15 protein-coding genes and 1 riboswitch are annotated in these 21,277 nt (G+C 70.1%); of the genes, 9 read left to right on the top strand and 6 right to left on the bottom strand.

Annotated features, from left to right (window positions below):
* From ribD to L687_RS30055, 3 genes are all read right to left on the bottom strand, one after another.
* Nucleotides 1-665, bottom strand: a 665-nt coding sequence (gene ribD / locus L687_RS30045; protein WP_021199501.1) for a bifunctional diaminohydroxyphosphoribosylaminopyrimidine deaminase/5-amino-6-(5-phosphoribosylamino)uracil reductase RibD, incomplete at its 3' end; no start/stop codon positions are given.
* 63 nt (nucleotides 666-728) lie between these two features.
* A riboswitch (FMN riboswitch) is annotated at nucleotides 729-873 on the bottom strand.
* Between the two features lie 93 nt (nucleotides 874-966).
* On the bottom strand, nucleotides 967-1,830 hold the full coding sequence (locus tag L687_RS30050; protein ID WP_021199502.1) for an Fpg/Nei family DNA glycosylase: 864 nt from the start codon (nucleotides 1,828-1,830) through the stop codon (nucleotides 967-969).
* A 50-nt stretch (nucleotides 1,831-1,880) separates the two neighbouring features.
* Nucleotides 1,881-2,444 carry a GNAT family N-acetyltransferase gene (locus tag L687_RS30055; RefSeq protein ID WP_021199503.1) on the bottom strand — a complete coding sequence of 188 codons (564 nt, stop codon included), beginning with the start codon at nucleotides 2,442-2,444 and terminating at the stop codon, nucleotides 1,881-1,883.
* A gap of 78 nt (nucleotides 2,445-2,522) precedes the next feature.
* On the opposite strand from L687_RS30055, the gene mfd reads away from it, so the two are divergent.
* The 4 genes from mfd (at nucleotide 2,523) to L687_RS30075 (ending at nucleotide 11,313) form a co-directional block, all read left to right on the top strand.
* Nucleotides 2,523-6,098 (top strand): transcription-repair coupling factor, encoded by a 3,576-nt coding sequence (mfd, locus tag L687_RS30060; RefSeq protein ID WP_031207203.1) that lies wholly within the window; start codon nucleotides 2,523-2,525, stop codon nucleotides 6,096-6,098.
* Nucleotides 6,099-6,133: 35 nt separating this feature from the next.
* Nucleotides 6,134-6,760 (top strand): gamma carbonic anhydrase family protein, encoded by a 627-nt coding sequence (locus L687_RS30065; protein WP_021199505.1) that lies wholly within the window; start codon nucleotides 6,134-6,136, stop codon nucleotides 6,758-6,760.
* On the top strand, nucleotides 6,757-9,726 hold the full coding sequence (locus L687_RS30070) for an aminotransferase (RefSeq protein WP_021199506.1): 2,970 nt from the start codon (nucleotides 6,757-6,759) through the stop codon (nucleotides 9,724-9,726). The genes L687_RS30065 and L687_RS30070 overlap by 4 nt, the downstream gene beginning before the upstream one ends.
* A gap of 159 nt (nucleotides 9,727-9,885) precedes the next feature.
* Entirely contained in the window at nucleotides 9,886-11,313 is a 1,428-nt protein-coding gene (locus tag L687_RS30075; protein ID WP_021199507.1) for an APC family permease, read from the top strand.
* A gap of 72 nt (nucleotides 11,314-11,385) precedes the next feature.
* Here L687_RS30075 and gdhA read toward each other — a convergent pair whose 3' ends face one another.
* On the bottom strand, nucleotides 11,386-12,756 hold the full coding sequence (gene gdhA / locus L687_RS30080) for an NADP-specific glutamate dehydrogenase (protein ID WP_021199508.1): 1,371 nt from the start codon (nucleotides 12,754-12,756) through the stop codon (nucleotides 11,386-11,388).
* 131 nt (nucleotides 12,757-12,887) lie between these two features.
* Entirely contained in the window at nucleotides 12,888-15,584 is a 2,697-nt protein-coding gene (locus L687_RS30085) for a phosphoenolpyruvate carboxylase (protein WP_021199509.1), read from the bottom strand.
* 110 nt (nucleotides 15,585-15,694) lie between these two features.
* Between L687_RS30085 and nhaA the strand changes: the two genes are divergently transcribed.
* From nhaA to L687_RS30105, 4 genes are all read left to right on the top strand, one after another.
* Entirely contained in the window at nucleotides 15,695-16,864 is a 1,170-nt protein-coding gene (gene nhaA / locus L687_RS30090) for a Na+/H+ antiporter NhaA (protein ID WP_021199510.1), read from the top strand.
* Between the two features lie 136 nt (nucleotides 16,865-17,000).
* Nucleotides 17,001-17,606 carry a MazG family protein gene (locus L687_RS30095; RefSeq protein ID WP_208323757.1) on the top strand — a complete coding sequence of 202 codons (606 nt, stop codon included), beginning with the start codon at nucleotides 17,001-17,003 and terminating at the stop codon, nucleotides 17,604-17,606.
* Between the two features lie 69 nt (nucleotides 17,607-17,675).
* A complete protein-coding gene (gene hisS / locus L687_RS30100) occupies nucleotides 17,676-18,926 on the top strand; it encodes a histidine--tRNA ligase (protein WP_021199512.1) in 1,251 nt (416 codons plus the stop codon).
* A 64-nt stretch (nucleotides 18,927-18,990) separates the two neighbouring features.
* Entirely contained in the window at nucleotides 18,991-19,797 is an 807-nt protein-coding gene (locus L687_RS30105; RefSeq protein WP_021199513.1) for an SGNH/GDSL hydrolase family protein, read from the top strand.
* On the opposite strand, the gene L687_RS30110 is transcribed toward L687_RS30105, so the two are convergent.
* Nucleotides 19,766-20,332 (bottom strand): VOC family protein, encoded by a 567-nt coding sequence (locus L687_RS30110; protein ID WP_021199514.1) that lies wholly within the window; start codon nucleotides 20,330-20,332, stop codon nucleotides 19,766-19,768. The genes L687_RS30105 and L687_RS30110 overlap by 32 nt on opposite strands.
* An 87-nt stretch (nucleotides 20,333-20,419) precedes the next feature.
* Between L687_RS30110 and L687_RS30115 the strand changes: the two genes are divergently transcribed.
* Complete coding sequence (locus tag L687_RS30115) at nucleotides 20,420-21,211, top strand: helix-turn-helix domain-containing protein (RefSeq protein WP_021199515.1); 792 nt, start codon at nucleotides 20,420-20,422, stop codon at nucleotides 21,209-21,211.
* Nucleotides 21,212-21,277 lie beyond the last annotated feature (66 nt).

Raw genomic sequence — 21,277 nt, forward strand, 5'->3', positions numbered from 1 at the left:
GGGATCGGCTGGTGCGGCAGCAGGGCGTCGCCGTCGCGAGCCGTCAGAGCGGGGTCATCGGTCAGCACCGTTCCGGTGCCGACCGCGATCGCGTCGGCCTCCGCACGTCGGCGGTGCACGTCGGCGCGTGCGGCGGGCCCCGTGATCCACTGGCTCGATCCGTCGGCGGCGGCCGCGCGGCCGTCCAGGCTCTGCGCCCACTTGACAGTGACATGGGGGCGTCCGAGTCGTTGGGCGGTCAGCCATCCGGCGATGAGCGCGTGCGCAGCGTCCGCCTGCTCACCCGACTCGACGTCGACGCCTGCGGACCGCAGGCGTTCCGCCCCGCCGCCTGAGGCGACGCCGGGGTCGTCGAGCGCGTACACCACGCGTGCGACGCCCGCGTCGATGAGAGCGACGGCGCAGGGGCCCGTGCGGCCGGTGTGGTTGCAGGGTTCGAGGGTCACGACGGCCGTCGCTCCTCGCGCCTCGCCGGGTGCGAGCTTCGAGAGCGCGTCGACCTCTGCGTGGGGGGTGCCGGCGCCGTGGTGCCAGCCCTCGGCGATGACCCTGCCGTCGGGGGAGAGGAGGACCGCACCGACCTGCGGGTTCGCCCCGCGCGGTCCACGGGCGGCGAGGTGGAGCGCGCGATCCATCGCGTGGCGCTCTGCCGCGTTCACTGCCATCCGTCGTCCTCCTCTGAGGCTCCGGGTTCAGACAGGGGTGGCGGAACGGACGCACGGATGCGTCTCGTGCTGCCTCCCTTCCGGACTAGCGAGGTCGCCCTCGCATCACCGTCGGTCCCGGAATTCCACCGGATCGGCATCCCGATCTCTCGAGACGCTCGCGGACTGTCACCGCCGGTTCGGATTCCCACCGACCCCGGAGCACGTTGTTGTTCTGAGTGTACTCAACGCGTTCGGGCGCATTTCATTCCGCGACAGATCATTCCGCGACAGACGACTTCACCGTGCGGCGCGTCCGCCGTCACTTCAGCAGTCGGGAGAGGCGGCGGTCGGCCAGTACCTTGCCACCGGTCTGGCAGGTGGGGCAGTACTCGAGCGAGCGGTCGGCGAAGAACACGCTGCGGACCGTGTCTCCGCACACCGGGCAGGCCTCTCCTCGGCGCGCGTGCACCTGCATGCCGCGGCGCTTGGCATCCTTCAGGTCCGCCGGCGGTTTGCCGGAGGCTTGGGCGACCGCCTCTGTCAGCGTCTCGCGCATGGCTCCGAACAGGCGGTCGATCTCGGCGTCGTCGAGCTTTCCGGCGATCGCATACGGTGACATGCGCGCGGCATGCAGGATCTCGTCCGAGTACGCGTTGCCGATGCCCGCGATCACCGCCTGATCGCGCAGCAGCCCCTTGATCTGCATACGCCGATCCTCGAGCAGGGCGGCGAACGCCTCGCGCGTGAACGCGGGGTCGAGAGGGTCGGGGCCGAGCCGGGCGATGCCGGGCACCTCCTGCGGATCGCGCACCACGTACACGGCGAGCGACTTCTTGGTCCCCGCTTCCGTGAGGTCGAAACCGCTGCCGTCGTCGAGGGCGATGCGCAGGGCGATGGGGGACTTGCCCGGTTTGATGAGCGTGGTCGGGAGCGTCTCGTACCAGCGCAGCCACCCGGCCTTCGCGAGGTGGAACACCAGGTGCAGCTCGTCGCCGCAGGAGAGCACGACGAACTTGCCCAGACGCGCGGACGCGGTGATCGTGGCTCCCTGGAGGGCGTGGATCGGAGGATCGTAGGTCTTCAACGCGGCGATCGCCGAGACGGTCGCGCGCGTGATGGTGCGCCCGACGGCGCGTTCGGCGAGAAACGTGGTCAGGCCCTGGACTTCCGGCATCTCCGGCATGGGTTCATCCTGTCATCGGGCGCCGACACTGTCACCCGGGGGCGCGCCCCTCAGAGGATCGGCCAGTCGACCGGCGTGCGGTCGTCCCCGGGGAGGAGGCCGGCCATCCAGCCGTCGTCGCGCCCGCGCGGGCTCGTCAGCGCCTGCCGCTGCAGGCCCTCGTAGCGGAAGCCGAGGGCCCGGGCGGCGCGGGCCGAGGGGATGTTCCCCGCGACGGCCTGCCAGCGGATGCGGACGAGCCGGAGTCCGACGAAACCCCAATCGATCACGGCCGCTGCTGCTTCGGTGAGATATCCGCGGCCCCGTGCGCCGGCCGTCACCCAGTAGCCCAGCTCGGCGGTCGCGCCCGTGAAGTGATCGGTCATGTTGTGAAGACCGATCATGCCCACGAGCTCGCCGTCCGCATACATGCCCCAGACGACCTCGGAACCGGCGTCCCACTGCGCGGCTGACAGACGCACGAACTGCGCGGCGTCCTCGCGGGTGTACGGACTCGGCACGGTGGTCCAGCGCGGGATCTCCGGATCCTGGCACGCTTCGGTGATCGCGTCGATGTCCGCCTCCGTCGGGGCGTGCAGGACGAGTCGGGGCGTGGTGAGGGCGACGGATTCCATCCCGACAGCCTAGGCAGGCTGGCGTTCCTCGACGGGCGCGGCGGCCGGAGTGTCCGTGGGCGCGACTAGTCTTGTCCGGTGACTGTTCCGGGGATTCTGCGCGCCTTGGAAGAGGCGTCTCTGTACCGTGACGCCCTCAGCTGGGCGCGCACCGACGCCGACCTCGGCCTGGTCGACGGGCTCGACGCCCCGGCGCTCGCCGGCCTGCTCGAGAAGAGGGCGGCGGCGGGACACCCGGCCGCCCTCCTCGCCGTCGTCCCCACCGGGAGGCGGGCGGAGAGCCTCGCGCTGGCGATGCACGCCTACCTGCCCGACGCCGACATCCTCACGTTCCCCGCCTGGGAGACGCTGCCGCACGAGCGGCTCAGCCCGAGCCCGGACACGGTCGGTCAGCGTCTGCAGACGCTGCGCCGGATCGCGGAGTGGTCGGGCGACCACCCGCTCGTCGTCGTCGCGTCCGTGCGGGCCGCGCTCCAGCCGATCGCCGGCAACCTGGGCGAGATCGCCCCGCTCGAACTCGGCGTCGGCAGCCGGGGGCACGAACTCGACCGCGTGGTCGAGCAGCTGGTCGAACGGGCGTACTCCCGCGTCGACATGGTGTCGCGGCGCGGCGAGTTCGCGGTGCGCGGCGGCATCCTCGACGTCTTCCCTCCCACGTCGGAGCACCCCTATCGCGTCGAGTTCTTCGGCGACGAGATCGACCAGATCCGTGCGTTCTCCGTCGCGGACCAGCGCTCGCTTCCGGGTGATGTCACCGGCGTCGACCTGCCGCCCACTCGCGAACTGCTGCTCACGGCCGAGGTCCGCGATCGGGCCCGCGCACTCGTCGGCGGCTTCCCGGCGATCTCGGGCATGCTCGAGAAGATGGCCGAGGGCATCCCGGTCGAAGGCATGGAGTCGCTGCTCCCCGCGGTCGCCGGACCCTTGAAGTCGCTGGCCGAGTACCTGCCGGCGGGAAGCGCCACGGCGGTCATCGATCCCGAGCGATCGAGTGCGCGCGCCATCACCCTGGGCGACACCAACCGCGAGTTCCTCGACGCCGCCTGGAGCGCCGCCACCTCCGGCGCCTCCGCGCCCATCGATCTGGGGGCCGGTGACTTCCTGACCATCGCCGAGCTGCGCGAGGTCGTGCGCGACCGGGGCGGGGTGTGGTGGCGGCTCAGCCCGTTCGGTGCCGGGCTCGGTGAGGGCGATGCGGAGGCCACGAACCTCGGCGCCGCCGTCATCCCCTCCTTCCACGGCAACGTCGACGGCGCGATCTCGTTCGTCGAGGCGAAGGTGACCGACGGCTGGCGGGTGGTCGTGATCGCCGCCGGTCACGGTCTGGTCGATCGCGCACGCGACGTGCTCGCCGACCGCGGCCTGGCCGCGCGGGTGGTCGAGACGCTCACCGACGCACCGGAGGGCGGTGTCGCGACCCTCGTCACAGGATCCGTCGAGGCCGGCTTCCAGGTGGCCGAGGCGAAGCTCGCCGTCCTCACCGACAACGAGTTCTACGGCCGGACCATCGGCGGCGATCAGCGTGTCGTCAAGAAGCTCGCCTCGCGGCGCAAGAACGTGGTCGACCCGCTGCAGCTCAAGCAGGGCGACTTCGTGGTGCACGCCACCCACGGCATCGGCCGCTTCGTCGAGATGACCCAGCGCGAGGTGTCCACCGGCGGGCGCAACGCCACCAAGTCGATCCGCGACTACCTCGTTCTCGAGTACGCGCCGTCCAAGCGCGGCTACCCGGGCGACAAGCTGTTCGTGCCGACGGATCAGCTCGATCTGCTCTCGAAGTACGTCGGCGGCGAGGCCCCGACGCTCTCGAAGATGGGCGGCAGCGACTGGTCGCAGGCCAAGGGCAAGGCGCGCAAGGCCGTGCGCGACATCGCGGTCGAGCTCGTGAAGCTCTACTCCGCGCGCATGAGCGCGAAGGGCCACGCGTTCGGCCCGGACACCCCGTGGCAGCGCGAGTTGGAAGAGGCGTTCCCGTTCGCGGAGACACAGGACCAGCTGCAGACGATCGACGAGATCAAGGCCGACATGGAACGGCCCATCCCGATGGACCGGCTGCTCTCGGGCGACGTCGGCTTCGGCAAGACCGAGGTCGCGGTGCGGGCGGCGTTCAAGGCGATCCAGGACGGCAAGCAGGTCGCGATGCTCGTGCCGACGACGCTGCTGGTGAAGCAGCACCTCGAGACGTTCACCGAGCGCTTCGCCGGCTTCCCTGTCAAGGTGCGGCCCTTGTCGCGCTTCCAGACCGACAAGGAGGCGCGTCTCACTCTGCAAGGCCTGCTCGAGGGTTCGGTCGACATGGTGATCGGCACCCACCGCATCCTCACCGACCAGGTGATGTTCAAGGACCTCGGCCTGATGATCATCGACGAGGAGCAGCGGTTCGGCGTCGAGCACAAGGACGCGCTCAAGAAGATGAAGACCAACGTCGACATCCTCGCCATGAGTGCCACGCCGATTCCGCGCACGCTCGAGATGGCGGTCACCGGCATCCGGGAGATGTCCACGCTGGCGACCCCGCCGGAGGACCGGCACCCGATCCTCTCGTTCGTCGGCCCGCGCAGCGACAAGCAGATGGCCGCGGCGATCCGTCGCGAGATCCTGCGCGAAGGGCAGATCTTCTTCGTGCACAACCGGGTGCAGTCGATCCAGCGCGTCGCGAGCGAGCTCGCCGAACTCGTTCCCGAGGCCCGGATCGCGGTCGCGCACGGACAGATGGGCGAGCACCAGCTCGAGCAGGTCGTCGACGACTTCTGGGAGCGCAAGTTCGACGTGCTCGTCTCGACGACCATCATCGAGACGGGTCTCGACATCGCGAACGCGAACACGATCATCATCGACCGCGCCGACAAGTACGGACTCAGTCAGCTGCACCAGCTGCGTGGCCGCGTCGGACGAGGGCGCGAGCGGGCCTACGCGTACTTCCTGTACGACGAGATGAAGCCGCTGAGCGAGACCGCGGCCGACCGTCTGCAGACCATCGCGGTCAACAACGACCTGGGCTCCGGCATGCAGGTCGCGCTGAAGGACCTCGAACTGCGCGGGGCGGGCAACCTGCTCGGCGCCGAACAGGCCGGACACATCGCGGGCGTCGGATTCGACCTGTACCTGCGCATGATCGGCGAGGCCGTGGCGACGTTCCGCGGGGACGAGGTCGAGACCGGGCAGGAGCTGCGCCTGGAACTGCCCCTGGATGCGCGCATCCCCGAGTACTACATCGACAGCGAGCGGCTGCGGCTCGAGGCCTACCAGAAGCTCTCCGCCGCCTCGGCGGCGACCGCCAAGGATGAGGCGATCGATCTGGTCGTCGAAGAGCTCGTCGACCGCTACGGCACGCCGCCCGAAGAGGTCGAAGGCCTGTTGGCGATCTCGCGTCTGCGCCGTCGCGCTGCCCGGGTCGGGCTGACCGACGTCGTCGTGATGGGCTCGAACCTGCGCATCGCGCCCGCGCGGCTCGAAGACTCGATCAAGGTGCGGCTGCAGCGGCTCTACCCGAAGGCGAAGCTCGTGGCCGGGGGAGAGGCGCTGGTCGTGCCGATGCCCACCGTCCCCGCGGCGGTCGGGGTGGGTCTCGAGCCGCTCCCCGACGCACAGCTGCTCGAGTGGGTCGGGCAGCTGTTCACCGCGATCTTCCCCGAGCCGGCCAAGACCGAGTAGCGCGCGACAGGGGGCCGCGGTACTAGTCTGGCCGCATGTTGTACGAGCACCTCGGGGCTCGGCCCCGCGTCCATGACACCGCCGTCATCGCCCCCACCGCCGTCGTCTCCGGAGATGTGGAGATCGGGCCGGGCTGCCAGGTTCTGCACGGTGCCGTCATCACCGCCGAGGGTGGGGCGATCACGCTCGGCGAGCACGTCATCGTGATGGAGAATGCGCTCATCCGGGCGACGGCGGCGAATGCGGTGCACATCGGGTCGCACACCCTGATCGGCACGCTGTCGAGCATCGCCGGTGCGACGGTGGGAGACGAGACGTTCCTCGCCTCGGGGTCGCGGCTGTTCAACGGCTCGCTGATCGGGCCGCGCTGTGAGGTGCGCGTGAACGCCATCGTGCTCCGTCGCGCCGTGCTGCCGGAGGGCACGGTCGTGCCGATCGGCTGGGTGGCGGTGGGCGACCCCGCACAGCTGTTCTCGCCGGACCGTGAGGAGGAGATCGCGGCGGCACAGCCCGATCTCGACTTCCCGGGGCACGTCTTCGGGGTCGATCGGGACACCCCCGACCTGATGGTGCAGCTGACCGAGCGCTACGGCAGCTCGCTCGCGCGGCATGCCCACGACGTGAGCCTCGGCGACGCGCACCGCGGGCAGCACCGCGCATGACGGCGGGCGTGGGCCTGGTCCGTCCCGACGTCGATACGGCCGATGCCGCGCGCATCGCGCTCGAGTGCTGGGGGATCACGGCGACAGCGGAAGAGCTCGGCAGCAACCAGGACCGGAACTTCCTGCTCACGGCAGAAGACGGCACGAGGAGCGTGCTGCGGATCGACAACCCGGTGTTCGGCGACGACGAACGCGACGCCCAGCATGTCGCTCTCGAGGCCTACCGCGCTGCCGGCGTTCGCGTACCGGCAGTGCTCCCCGGCCTCGACGGTGCGCTGACCCAGCGCTGGAACGGCTTCGCCGCGCGGCGCAGTGAGCTCGCGCCGGGCGAGCCGATGGTGGGTTCCGGATATCTCGCACCCGTCGTGCTCGCGGAGTTCGGCGCGCTCGCCGCCGCCTCCGTGCGCGCGCTGGAACCGCTCCGACACCCCGGGCTGGATCGTCGGCAGATGTGGGACATGCGCGTCGCATACGAACAGATCGATGCGCTCGCGCCGTCGATCGCCGATGCCGCACTTCGGGGACGGGTGCTGCGCGCCGCGACCAAGGCGCACGCCGCCGTCGAACCTCTCGCCGACCGGCTCCCCGTGCAGACGATCCACGGCGACCTCACGGACGACAACGTGATGGGCGAGCGGGGCGACGACGCACGGCTGCACCCGCGCACGGTGCTCGACCTCGGCGACCTCGGGCTCGGTTGGCGCGTCGCCGAACTGGCGGTGTGCGCGGCATCGATGCTGCACCACGACCCGGAGCGGCCGCTGCGGGTGATCGAGACGATCGCGGCATTCCATCGCCAGGTGCCGCTGGGCGATGCGGAGGCGAGGGCGGTCTGGCCGCTCGTGGTGCTGCGCGCTGCCCTGCTGGTGGCGAGCGGGTGGCGTCAGCTCGAGATCGACGGGGACAACGACTACGCGCGTGAGAGGGTCGCGGGCGAGCAGGCGATCTTCGACGCCGCGACGCTGCTGCCGCTCGTGGAGATGACCGAGCACGTGCTCGCCGCGGTCGGGATCGACGCCCCGGGATTCTCCGCGCCCGAACTCGCAGGGGACGACGACGAGGCTCCGCTGCGCGCACTGCTGCCGGATCTCACCGGTCGCGTGGCCGTGATCGATCCGGGTGTCGAGTCTGCCGCCCTCGACAACGGGCGCTGGCTCGAGGAATCGGTCGAGCACGCTCTGGTCGCCGATGCATTCGACCTCGGCGCCGCTGTGGCGGTCATGCCGTACGGGGCGTTCCGCCTGACCCGCGCGACCGTCGACGAGGCGGACCCGGGGCATACCTGGGCGACCGCGACCGAACTGCATCTGCCTCCCGGCCCTCGGGTGCGGGTGGTGGCACCGACGGAGGCACGGGTGACGCAGCGGGGCGCGATCGCCCGCTTCGCGCTCGACCTCACCGGTCCGGACGACGGCCAAGAATGGGTGCTGGAGGTCTCGGGTCTCGATGCGGAGGAGCGGCGCGAGCGCCCCGTCGATGCGGGGGAGACCGTGGGCTGGCTCGCCGCGTCGTTCGAGCCGCGGCGCCTGACCGTCGGAATCCACCGCGACGACGCTCCGGAGCGCCAGGCGGACGGAGCGGCACTGATCGCCCCCGATCGGGTCGCGGCCTGGCGCCGCCTCACCGCAGATCCTGCGCCGCTGCTCGGGCTGCCCTCCTTCGCCCAGCGGGATGATTCGGCGGCGGAGCAGGCGCGCCGTGAGCGCATCTTCGCGGCGGCGCAGGAGCGCTACTACGCGCACCCGCCGCAGATCGAGCGTGGCTGGCGGCACCACCTGGTCGACACCACCGCGCGCACCTACATCGACATGGTGAACAACGTCGCCGGTCTCGGCCACGCGCATCCGAAAGTCGCGGATGCGGCGGACCGCCAGCTGCGCACCCTCGCCACGAACTCCCGGTTCCTGTTCCGCGATCTCGCGGAGTACAGCGAGCGGCTGCTCGAACTGATGCCGGAGGGCAGCGACCTCGACACCGTCCTGTTGGTCAACAGCGGCTCGGAGGCGGTCGACCTCGCGATCCGTCTGGCCCAGGCCGCGACCGGACGGCGGACGGTCGTCGCACTGCGCGAGGCGTACCACGGCTGGACCATGGCGAGCGATGCGGTCACGACCAGCGCCTACGACAATCCCTCCGCCCTCGCGACGCGCCCGGACTGGGTGCACGTGGCCGATGTCCCCAATCGCTTCCGCGGCACCTATCGAGGCTCCGACGTGGCGGGCGACTACCTCGCCGATCTCGCTGCCGATCTCGACCGGCTGCAGGACGAGGGACGAGAGGTCGCCGCGTTCCTGTGCGAGTCGATCCTCGGCAACGCGGGAGGCGTGGTGCTCCCCGACGGCTACCTGGCTGGGGCCTACGCACAGATCAGGGCGGCGGGTGGACTGTGCATCGCCGACGAGGTGCAGGTCGGATTCGGGCGGATGGGATCGACCTTCTGGGGATTCGAGCTCGCGGACGTCGTGCCCGACATCGTCACGATCGCGAAGCCGATGGGCAACGGGTATCCGATCGGCGGGGTGATCACGACGAAGCGCATCGCGGACGCGCTGTCGACGCAGGGACAATTCTTCTCGTCTGCGGGGGGAAGCACGCTCAGCTGCCGGGTCGGCATCGCGGTGCTAGACGCGATGGCCGAGGACGACCTGCAGCACAACGCCGCAGTGATCGGTGCCCGCCTCGCCGAGGGCCTGCGCGGCCTCGCGGACCGGCATCCGCTCGTCGCCGTCGTCCACGGCGAGGGGTTGTACCTGGGCGTCGAACTCGTGCGCGATCGCGAGACCATGGAGCCTGCCGCCGCCGAGGCTGCGGCGATCTGCGAGCGGATGCGCGAACTGGGGGTCATCGTGCTGACGACCTCGGAACGCTCGAACGTGCTGAAGATCAAACCGCCCCTGTGCCTCAGCGCCGAGAGCGCCGACCACGTCGTCGCGATGCTGGATCGCGTGCTCACCGAGGGATGGTGAGGTCGGGCGTCTCCTTCGAATCCCGCCGTCGTTCGGAATGTTAAAAGCGCATTTCGAACCGAATTCACCGTAGCGCTGACGATTCCCTCCGGTCCATACTGTTGCTCAGCGTCGGACGACCCGAAGTCCGACCCATGCGCTGTCCCCCGAGGAGTACCCATGGCCACGAAGACGAAGCCGCTCGCGCACGGCGGAGGAACGCTCAAACGAAATCTCGGACTGTGGGCGATCGTCGGGCTCGGGCTCGGATACATGACGCCGACGGTCGTGTTCGACACGTTCGGCATGGTCGCCCGTGACACCGACGACGTCGTACCGGCCGCCTACCTGGTCGCCTTGGTCGTGATGGTCTTCACGGCGATCAGCTACGGCAAGATCTCGAGCGCGATCCCGAGTGCCGGTTCGGCGTACACGTACGTGCGCGAGTCGATCCACCCGAATCTGGGGTTCATGGTCGGGTGGACCTCGCTGATCGACTACGTGCTGCTGCCGATGGTCAACTGCCTCATCATCCGCAGCTACCTCGAAGCGCTGTTCCCCGAGATCCCGGGCTGGATCTGGGTCGTGCTGTACTGCATCCTCGTCACCACCATCATCTACCTCACGATGCGCGGCACCTCGAACATGAACATGATCCTCCTGGTGTTCTCGATCGTCGTCATGGCCGTGTTCGTGGTGATGGTGATCGCCCAGCTGATGCGCGGCGAGGGGGCGGGAACGGTCGCGTCGATGACCCCGTTCTTCCACGACGGCGCCACGATGGGCGCGGTGCTGATGGGCGCCACGATCGTCTGCTTCTCGTTCATCGGCTTCGACGCCGTCACGATGTACGCGGAGGAGGCGAAGGATCCGAAGATCATGCCGAAGGCCATCCTGTTGACGGTGCTGCTGGGCGGGGCGATCTTCCTGATCTCGGGTTACCTCACGCAGTTGCGCTTCCCCGACTGGAACGAGTTCGCGCCCGGCGGCGACATGCAGTTCGTCGAGGACTCCACCCTCCCGATCATCGGCAACCTGGTCGGCGGACCCGTGCTCATGGCGGTGCTCACCGCGGCCGGTTTCTGCGCGACCCTCGCCTCGGGCCTCGCCTCGCACGCCTCGGTGTCGCGCATGCTGTTGGTGATGGGGCGCAACAACGTGCTGCCGCAGAAGGCGTTCGGCTACATCAACCCGCGCACCCACACGCCGACGTTCAACATCGTGCTGGTCGGCGCCATCTCCCTGCTGGCGATCCCGTTCACCCTGGAGCTGATCGCGGCGTGGATCAACTTCGGGGCGCTGATCGCCTTCACGTTCGTCAACATCTCGGTGATCGCCTGGTTCGCGATCCGCAAGGGCCGTCGCAAGACGCCCGGCGACATCTTCAACTTCATCGTGATGCCCGGCATCGGCATGGTCCTCACCGGCCTGCTCTGGGCGAACCTGCATGAAGACGCTCTGCGCGGGGGCCTCGTGTGGACCGCGATCGGAGTGGTCTACCTCGCGATCATCACCAAGGGCTTCCGCAAGAAGGTCGTCGCGTTCGACGAGAACCAGGCGGTGACCGGGTACAACAAGGTCGTCAAGGTGCCGGTCGACGAGAGCTGACGACGGCTCCGTGACGCAGAAGAGCCGCCTTCCGAAGAGGAAGGCGGCTCTTTCGTCGCAGGAAGGGACGGATCAGATGACGCCCTGGGCGAGCATCGCCGCGGCGACGCGCTCGAAGCCCGCGATGTTGGCACCGGCGACGTAGTCGCCCGCGACGCCGTGACGCTCCGCGGCGTCGAAGGCGGCATCGTGGATGTCACCCATGATCTCGCGCAGCTTGTTCTCGCTGTCGCCGAAGCTCCAGCGCTGACGGGAGGCGTTCTGGCTCATCTCGAGCGCCGAGGTCGCGACACCACCGGCGTTCGCGGCCTTGCCGGGGGCGAACAGCACACCGGCCTTCTGGAAGGCGTCGACGGCATCCGGCACGCAGGGCATGTTCGCGCCCTCCGACACGGCGCGCACGCCGTTGGCGATCAGTGCCTCCGCGTCGGCGAGGGAGACCTCGTTCTGCGTGGCGGACGGCACGGCGATGTCGACCGGCACCTCCCACACGCTGCCGCCCTCGACGAAGCGGGCGCTCGGGCGGCGGTGGGCGTACTCGACGATGCGGGCGCGCTCGACCTCCTTGATCTGGCGCAGCAGGTCGACGTCGATGCCGGCATCGTCGACGACGTAGCCGGAGGAATCGGAAGCCGTCACCGCGGTGGCGCCGAGCTGGGTGGCCTTCTGGATCGCGTAGATCGCGACGTTGCCGGATCCCGAGATGCCCACACGCTTGCCGCTCAGGGAGTCGTCGTGCACGGCGAGCATCTCCTGCGCGAAGAAGACCGCGCCGTAGCCGGTGGCCTCGGTGCGCACTTCGGCACCACCCCACCCCGTGCCCTTGCCGGTGAACATGCCGGACTCGTGGCGGTTGGTGACCTTGCGGTACTGGCCGAACAGGTAGCCGATCTCGCGGCCGCCGACGCCGATGTCGCCCGCGGGAACATCGGTGTGCTCGCCGAGGTGGCGGTACAGCTCGTTCATGAACGACTGGCAGAAGCGCATGACCTCGGCGTCGGACTTGCCGTGCGGGTCGAAGTCGGAGCCGCCCTTGCCGCCGCCGATGCCCTGACCGGTGAGCGCGTTCTTGAAGATCTGCTCGAAGCCGAGGAACTTGATGATCGACAGGTTCACCGAGGGGTGGAAGCGCAGTCCGCCCTTGTACGGGCCGAGCACCGAGGAGAACTGGATGCGGTAGCCGCGGTTGACCTGCAGCTTTCCGGAGTCGTCGATCCACGGCACGCGGAAGAGGATCTGACGCTCGGGCTCGACGAGCCGTTCGAGGATGCCGCCGTCGACGTACTCCGGGTGGCGTTCCAGGACCGGGGCGATCGAGTGCAGCACCTCGTGGACGGCCTGGTGGAACTCCGGCTCGTGCGGGCTGCGGGAGAGCACCGTGTCGAACACGGGCTGCACCGATGCGGCGAGCGGATGGAAGTCGGCGGGAGACGAAGCGGTCACGCGGAAGAGCTTTCTGGTGGGGGATGGTGGTGCAGGCGATCGTGTCGCGTGAGGCTGTGCCGGATCCGGCAGAGACTTCACTCTAGTCGCCACCGAAGCGGGGGTTCCCGCCGGTTCGGTGGCGACGTCGGTCACCCGGTGTTCTGCAGGCCGGCGGCCACACCGCTGACGGAAAGCAGCAGCAGTCGCTGCTGTTCCGCGTCGGCGCCGGAGCCCGTGGGATCCTCCGCGGCCGAGCGCAGCGCCCGGAGCGCGCGCAGCTGCAGGAGCGAGAGCGCGTCGACGTACGGACTGCGCAGCTGTACGGCGCGCTGGAGCACGGGCTTGTTCTCGAGCAGACTTTCGCCGCCGGTGAGGCGGATCACCCAGCGCCGCGTCGTCGCGAGCTCATCGAGCACGAGCTGTGCCAGGTCGTCGCGGTCGCCGAGGGCCAAGTACTGGCGGGCGATGCGCTCGTCGGTCTTCGCGAGGCTCATCGCGACGTTGTCGATCATGGTGCGCAGCAGCGGCCACTCCCGGTACGCCTCGACGAGCAGCGCCTCATCGCCGACGGCGTCCAGGGCGGTGCCGAGGCCGAACCATCCGGCCAGGTTGATACGCGCCTGCGTCCACGCGAAGACCCACGGGATCGCCCGCAGGTCTTCCAGCGACTCCACCGACAGTCCGCGGCGGGCCGGCCGCGAGCCGAGCGCGAGCAGACCGATCTCCTCCATCGGGGTCACGGTGGCGAACCAGGGAGCGAAACCCTCCGCCTTCACGAGGGAGAAGAAGCGCTCGCGGGAGGCGGCGTCCATGATCGACGCGACCTCGGCGTACCGCGCGGCCGCCCGGCTCGTGCGCTCCTCCTCGGTGGGGGAGGAGGCGAGCAGCGTCGCCGCGGCGACCTGGTCGATGTGACGCATCGCGATCGCGGGCTCACCGTAGCGCGCGAAGATCACCTCGCCCTGCTCGGTGAGCTTGAAGCGGCCGTCGACCGAGTGCGGCGGCTGCGCGAGGATCGCGGAGTTGGCGGGGCCGCCGCCGCGTCCGAGGGCACCCCCACGACCGTGGAAGAGGGTCAGCTCGATGCCGGACTCCCGGGCCCACCGCGCGATCTTCTCCTGCGCCTCGTACAGGGCGAGGTTCGCGGCCACCGGGCCGACGTCCTTCGACGAGTCGGAGTAGCCGAGCATGACTTCGAGCCGATTGCCGGTGGCGGCCATGCGCTCGCGGAACTCCGGGAACGTCACGGCTTCCTCGAGGATGCCGGGAGCCGCCTGCAGGTCGGCGAACGTCTCGAACAGCGGCACCACGTCGAGCACCGGAGCGTCGTCGCCGAGGGCGTAGTGGGCGAGGCGGTGCACATTGGCGAGGTCAGAGGCGGCCTGGGTGAACGAGACGACGTAGCGCCCGGCGGCGCGCAGCCCGCGGTCGCGCTGGATATCCGCGATCGCGCGGAACACCTCCAGCACCTCCTCGGTCTGCGCGCTGACGGCCTCTCCCGCCTCGAGTTCTGCCAGTGCCTTCGCGTGCACCTGGGAGTGCTGACGCACCTCCAGCTCGGTGAGGTGGAAGCCGTAGGTCTCGACCTGCCAGATCAGGTGCTGCACGCCGCCGAACGCATGGCGCTTCGCGCCGGCATCGGCGAGCGACGCCTGCACGGCGCGCAGATCTTCCAGCAGCTCCTCGGGACGTGCGTACGCCTGGGCGCTGTCGTCACCCCGGCGCGTGGCGGCGACGCGACGCGCCAGGATCAGCAGCACGCGGCGGTGCGGCTCGTCGGGAGAGCGGGTGGCGAGCTCGGCTGCCAGCGCGGGCTCTGCAGCGGCGAAGCTCTCCCAGAGTGCGGTGACCTCGGCGCTGGGCGGCGTGTCGTCTGAGGCGAGCGTGAGCGTCCGGCCGATGCGCTCCAGCGCACGCTCGAGCCCGCGCAACACGTGGTCCGCCGCGATCTGCGAGGCCTCGCGCGTGACGGACGCCGTGACGAAGGGATTGCCGTCGCGGTCGCCGCCGACCCACGAGCCGATCCGCACGAAGGCGGGGACGACGGGGGCGCTGGCACCCGAGTCCTCTCCCCGGAGCGCGTCGTCGATGCGACGGTACACATGAGGCACCGTCGTGAAGAGCGTTTCGTCGAAAACGCCCATCACGGTGCGGACCTCGTCGGTCGGAGACGGCTTCTGGGAACGCAGCGGAGCGGTGCGCCAGAGCGTGTCGATCTCCTCCAGCATCCGTCGGCGGGCACGGTGCTCTTCCGATCCGCCCTCGCTCGCGGCGTCGTGCTGCGTGAGCAGTTCCGACAGGCGGCGGATGCTCGACGAGACCGCACGGCGGCGGGCCTCGGTCGGGTGCGCGGTGAAGACCGGGTGGAAGCGGAGGCCCTCCAGGCGGCGGCGCGCCTCGTCGTCGCCGACCTCGGTGCGCAGTCGGGCGTACGCGGTCGCGACGGTGTCGGCGGCGTCCTCACGTCCCGGCTGTCCGGCACGCTCGCGCAGCACGCGCACACGCTGGTGCTCCTCGGCGAGGTTGACCAGGTGGAAGTAGCAGGTGAAGGCGCGGGCGACCTCGTCGGCCCGCTCGACCGTGAACGACTCGGCGATCGCCGCCGCGCGCTCGAACGCGTCGGGGGTCTCCTCGTCGTAGGCCTGGATCGTCGCAAGTCGCAGCCGTTCGACGTCTTCGAAGAGGCCGTCGCCGCCGGCTTCGCGCAGCACCTGCCCGAGCAGCTGCCCGAGCATCCTGACGTCTGTGCGCATCGCATCCGGGATGCCGCGGCCGGCTTCGAAGCGGCCGATCACGCGGATGGCCTCGGTGTTCGTGGGCTCGGAGAAGGAGTGTGCGGGGGTCACCCTTCGAGAGTATCCCTCGGGGAAGGGGTGTCCTGCACGCATGACGGACTGCGTCCGGGCACGCGATCGAGAGAAGCACCGGGGCTTCCCGGCGACCTACGATGGGGGGAATGCGCATCTCAGCGAATCCCCTCCGCGGACAGCAGTTCCCTGCCGTCCTCCTCCTCGTCGCGGCCGGGCTCGGGCTGCTCCTCGCGAACCTCCCGACTCACGACGCGCTCGCCGCCTTCCTCGACTTCCACATCGCGATCCCCGGCACCGCTCTCGACCTGTCCATCGCGCACTGGGTGTCCGACGGTCTTCTCGCCGTCTTCTTCCTCGTCGTGGCCATCGAGCTGCGTCACGAACTGACCCACGGCGAGCTCGACTCCCCACGCAAGGCCGTGCAGCCCGCGATCGCGGCAACCGGAGGCGTGCTCGTCCCGATCGCGGTCTACCTCCTGATCGCCGGCGGCGACGGCACCACGGCGCCGGGCTGGCCCATCCCCACGGCGACCGACATCGCCTTCGCCCTCGGGGTGCTGGCGATGTTCGGCAAGGGGCTGCCGTCGCGGGTGCGCGTCTTCCTGCTCGCGCTGGCCATCCTCGACGACATCATCGGCATCATCTTCATCGCGGTGCTGTTCGCCGAAGACGTGCAGTGGCTGCTGTTCGGCCTCGCGATCGTCGGCGTCGCGGTGTTCTGGGCGCTGAGCCGGCTCCTGCACGCCAAGGGGCACCCGCTGATCGCGGTGGCGATGGTCCTGGTCGGCGTGCTCACCTGGGGCCTGGTCGCTTCCTCCGGCATCCATGCCACGATCGCCGGTGTGCTGCTGGGCCTCGTGATGTCGCCCGTTCCCGCCGGTCGCACCCGGCATGCGCTCGAACCGACCGTGAACGGTGCGATCCTGCCGCTGTTCGCGTTCGTCGCGGCGTTCGTCGTGATCCCCGCCGTGTCGATCACGCAGCTGTCGCCGGCGTTCTGGGCCATCGTGGTGGCCCTGCCCGTGGGCAAGATCATCGGCATCTCGCTGTTCGGCTGGCTGGCGATGCGCATCCGCCCGAAGGGCGCCGATCCGGCGCTGCCGTTCGCCGACATCCTCGCCGCGGGAGCCCTCGGCGGCATCGGCTTCACGGTCTCTCTGCTGCTGGCGAATCTCGCCTTCGCCGACGACGGCGGCATCAGGGACCAGGCGATCCTCGGCGTGCTCGTGGGGTCGCTGATCGCTCTCGTGCTCTCCGGGATCATCGTGTCGCTGCGGGCCCGCTGGTACCGTCGGGTCGCATCCGCAGCATCCTGAGAGGCATCATGACGGGAAGTCCGACTCGGGGCCTCTCCGCGCCCGACCGATTCGAGGAGGAAGCGTGAGCGCTCAGCCCGAGACCGATGCCGGCGTCGACGACGCACAGGATCCGCTCCGTCAGGCCGCCGACACCATGCACGCGGTCAGGGACCGCTGCGTGTGGTCGCAGCAGATCACGCACCGCGACCTCGTGCCGTACCTCATCGAGGAGTCGCACGAGGTGATCGACGCGGTCGAGGCCGGCAGTCGCGACGACCTTCGCGAGGAGCTGGGCGATCTGCTGTGGCAGGTGCTGTTCCACTCCGCCATCGCGGCTCAGGACCCGGATGATCCGTTCGACATCGACGATGTGGCGCGCACGCTCACCGAGAAGATGGTGCGTCGCCATCCTCACGTGTTCGCCGGGGAGGTCGCCGACACCCCCGAACAGGTGCTGGTGCACTGGAACGCGGCGAAGGCGGCCGAGAAGCGCACGCGACGCAGCGTGCTCGACGGTGTGCCGCGGGGGATGCCGGCGCTCGCGCTCGCACAGAAGCTCGCGGGCCGCGCCGCCGGTGCGGGCGTGACGATCGACCCGACACCGGCCGCCGTCTCGCCGGACTCGGAAGCGGAGCTCGGCGAAGCGCTCCTCGCCCTCGTCGCGACGGCGCGCGCCGAGGGCTGGGATGCCGAGCGGGCGCTGCGCGAGCGGCTGCGGGTGCTCGAAGACGACGTGCGCGCGGCCGAAGCCGCCTCCTGACGCCCGGCGCGACGACGCCGACAGACCTGGGAAGATGGAACCGTGGCTACCGTGAATCCGCCGCGCGGCATGCGCGACATCCTCCCCGCCGACAAGGCCCGCCGTGAGCGTGTGCTCTCCGTCATCCGCGAGCGCTACCTCGCACACGGATTCGACGAGATCGAGACGCCCGTCGTCGAGGACTACGACCGACTGCATGCCGGTATCGGCGGCGACAACGAGAAGCTCTCCTACAACATCCTGCGCCGTGGTCTCGATGCCGATGCGATCCGCGCCGCCGCCGACGACCCGGCCGCGCTCTCCGATCTCGGCCTCCGGTACGACCTGACCGTGCCGCTCGCGCGCTTCTACGCGAGCAACCGTGGCCAGCTCCCCACCGTGTTCCGCTCGATCCAGATCGGTCCGGTCTGGCGCGCCGAGCGTCCGCAGAAGGGCCGCTACCGTCAGTTCGTGCAGTGCGACATCGACATCATGGGCGATGACTCCTCGCGCGCCGAGGCCGAGCTGATGGTCGCCTCGCTCGACGCCGTCGACGCGCTGGGCCTCGAGGGCGCGACCGTGCGCATCAACGACCGCCGGGTTCTGGATTGGATGCTCGACAGCTTCGGGTTCACGGCGGAGGAGCGCCCAGGGGTGCTCATCACGATCGACAAGCTCGACAAGATCGGCCCCGAGGGGGTGGCGGCCGAGCTGCGGGAGCGCAGTGCCTCGACTGCGGCCGCCGACGCGTTCGACGCCTTCCTGCGCCGCCCGCAGACCATGGAGTACCACCCGTTCGGCGAGCGGCAGATCCGCAAGGCGCTGCCCGAGGGGGCACCGGCCGAGCTGGTCGAGCACCTGGTCGGCATCGGCGAGGCCGTGGCCGCGGGGCGCGGGCAGTCCGACATCCCGCTCGTCTTCGATCCGTTCCTCGTGCGTGGCATGGGGTACTACACGGGCACGATCTTCGAGCTCGCGCACCCCTCCGTCGGGTACTCGCTCGGTGGCGGCGGCCGGTATGACGGCATGATCGGGCGCTTCCTCGGGCAGCAGGTACCGGCGGTGGGCTTCTCGCTCGGATTCGAACGCCTGGTCGACTTGATCGCCGATGAGGCCGATGCCGGGGCGCAGGCGGTCGTGCTCATCCACGATGCCGAAGTTCCGGTGCACGAGCTGGTCCGGCACAAGGCGGCACTGATCGCCGGCGGGGCCAGGGTGCGGCTCGAGCGACGCACCAAGAACGTCAAGGCGCTGCTGGAGCGATCGGCTGCCGACGGCTACACCGCCTTCGCGACCGTCTCCACCGGTGCCGGCGAGCTGGAGCTCAAGCCGCTCTCCTGACGAGCCGGGGTCGTCGCCGGATCCCGTTCACGCCGCGTTCACGGTGTCGGGATGGAATCAGGACGTGAGCCGCTTCCGCATCCCCGTTCTGGCCGGGGTGACACTCGTCGCGCTCCTCATCGGCTTCCGGCTCGTGCTCGGCCGACAGGCGGCGCTCGCGCGACGGCGGATCGGGAAGCCGCTGGGGGAGGAAGCACTCGATGCGGATCGCCTCTGGCGTCGAGGTCTCGACGGAGCGCCCCTCGACCTGCTGGTGCTCGGCGACTCGATCGCCGCGGGTCTCGGAGCCGAGCACCGCAAGGAGACGCTCGGCGGGCGTCTGGCGAAGTCGACAGGACGCCGGATGCACCGCCCCGTGAGGCTGCGCACGGCGGCAGCGGTCGGTGCGGAGTCGCCCGATCTCCCCGCTCAGCTCGACGCCCTGCCCGCCGAGTACCGCCCACACGTGGCCGTGATCGTCGTCGGAGGGAACGACGTGACCCACCGGCTGCCGGTGGGGCTGTCCGCGCAGCATCTGCACGAGACGATCCGCCGGCTGCGCGAGATGGGTGCCGAGGTCGTCGTGGGCACCTGCCCCGACCTCGGTGCGTTGCGCGCCGTGCCGCAGCCCCTCCGGCGGATCGCGTCGAGCCTGTCGCGCCGTCTCGCTGAGATCCAGGACGAGACGGCCCGACAGGCGGGCGCCGAGCCGGTGGATCTGCGCCACGCGGTGGGATCGATGTTCTTCGACGAGCCCGAAGCGATGTTCAGCCTCGACCGCTTCCATCCGAGCGCGCTCGGGTATCGCCGCACAGCCGAGGCGCTGCTGCCGGCGGTGTATCGCGCGGCGGAGAGGTCGCTCAGCTCGCGCCGTCCGTCGGCTCCGCGCTGAACGACGCTGCCCATTCGGCCACCCGGCGGCTGCTCTCCTCGTCGGAGATGTCCTCGACACGGGTCATGACCGACCAGCGCACACCGAACGGATCGCGGATGCTGGCGAACCGGTCGCCCGAGACGAAGGGCGCGGGCGCTTCACGCACGGCCGCTCCCGCGGCGACGGCCTTCTCGACGACCGCATCGACGTCCGAGACGTACAGACCCATGGAGTAGCAGTCGTCGTCGCCGTCGGGGGAGCGCACGAGGTGGTAGTCGGGGTTCGGCTCTCCGAGCTGGAGCAGGCCGAGACCGAAGTCGAGGTCGGCGTGCGCGACCACCCCGCCGAACTCCGTGACGTCGATGACGCGGGCGCCGAAGACGTCGCGGTAGAACTCGATCGCCTGCTTCGCGTCGGGGATCGCCAGGAAGGGCGTGAGGGAGGTGGCGCTGTTCGGGCGCCCGTTCGTCGTGTATGTCCCGTTCGCCCCGGTCGTCGGGGCGTTCGCGGGGGTCTTCGCGGTGGTGTCGTTCGTGGTGTCGTCAGTGCTCATGCCGCCACGTTAGGCGGGTCGGGATGGCGGTGGCTTGAAGATCTGCGACAGCATCCGGATGTCGGGTCCGGAGCCTACGCTGGGGCTATGGTGAACCCGAGCCGCGGTGTGCTGTATCCCGCACGTCTGCCGCAGTTCCATCGGTTGCCGGCACCGTCGTCGGTGGCGGATCTGGTCGCGTGGTTCTGGATTCCGGAGTGGGACATCGAGCCCGGGCGCTCGTCGCGGCAGGAGGTGGTCGCCTATCCGGCGCTCAACCTCGTCGTCGATGCGGATGCCGTGACGCTGTCGGGCGCGACCACCCGCCTGTCCCACCGCGATCTGCGGGGGAGCGGATGGGCTGTCGGTGCCCTTCTGCGACCGGCAGCAGTCGTCGCGCTGATCGACGATCCGTCATCCCTGGTCGACGCGGAGCGGGTGCTCGACGCGGGAGAGGTCGTCGCCGACCTCCGCCGTGCCGTGGCCGACGCGATGGAGGCGGGTGAAGGGCGCCGGGAACGGGCGGTCGAGGCTGTCTCCCGGTGGCTCGAGAAGCGTGTGGGACCGGTTGGCGAACCTGCACGCCAGGCCAATGCCGCCATGGAGGTGCTGATGGGAGACGGGGCCGCCCTCACCACGGAGGAGGCCGCCACACGCCTGGCGGTCTCGGTGCGGACCCTGCAGCGCATGACGCACCGCCACGTCGGGCTCTCGCCGGCCGCGATGATCCGGCGTCGGCGCCTGCAGGAGGCGGCGCAGCGGGTACGCGACGAGCCGGGAGTCGACCTGGCTTCGATCGCCGCAGAAATCGGGTACGCCGATCATGCGCATCTCACGCGGGACTTCCAGGCTGTGCTCGGCATCGCGCCGCGGGTGTACCGTTCCGAGACGCGCGGCTGAGATCGGACAGGCGGAGCCCCGGAGTCGTGAGAGCTCAACCCCGAGGGCTCAACCCCGAGGAGCTCA

Source organism: Microbacterium maritypicum MF109, from assembly GCF_000455825.1.
Classification (GTDB): domain Bacteria; phylum Actinomycetota; class Actinomycetes; order Actinomycetales; family Microbacteriaceae; genus Microbacterium; species Microbacterium maritypicum_A.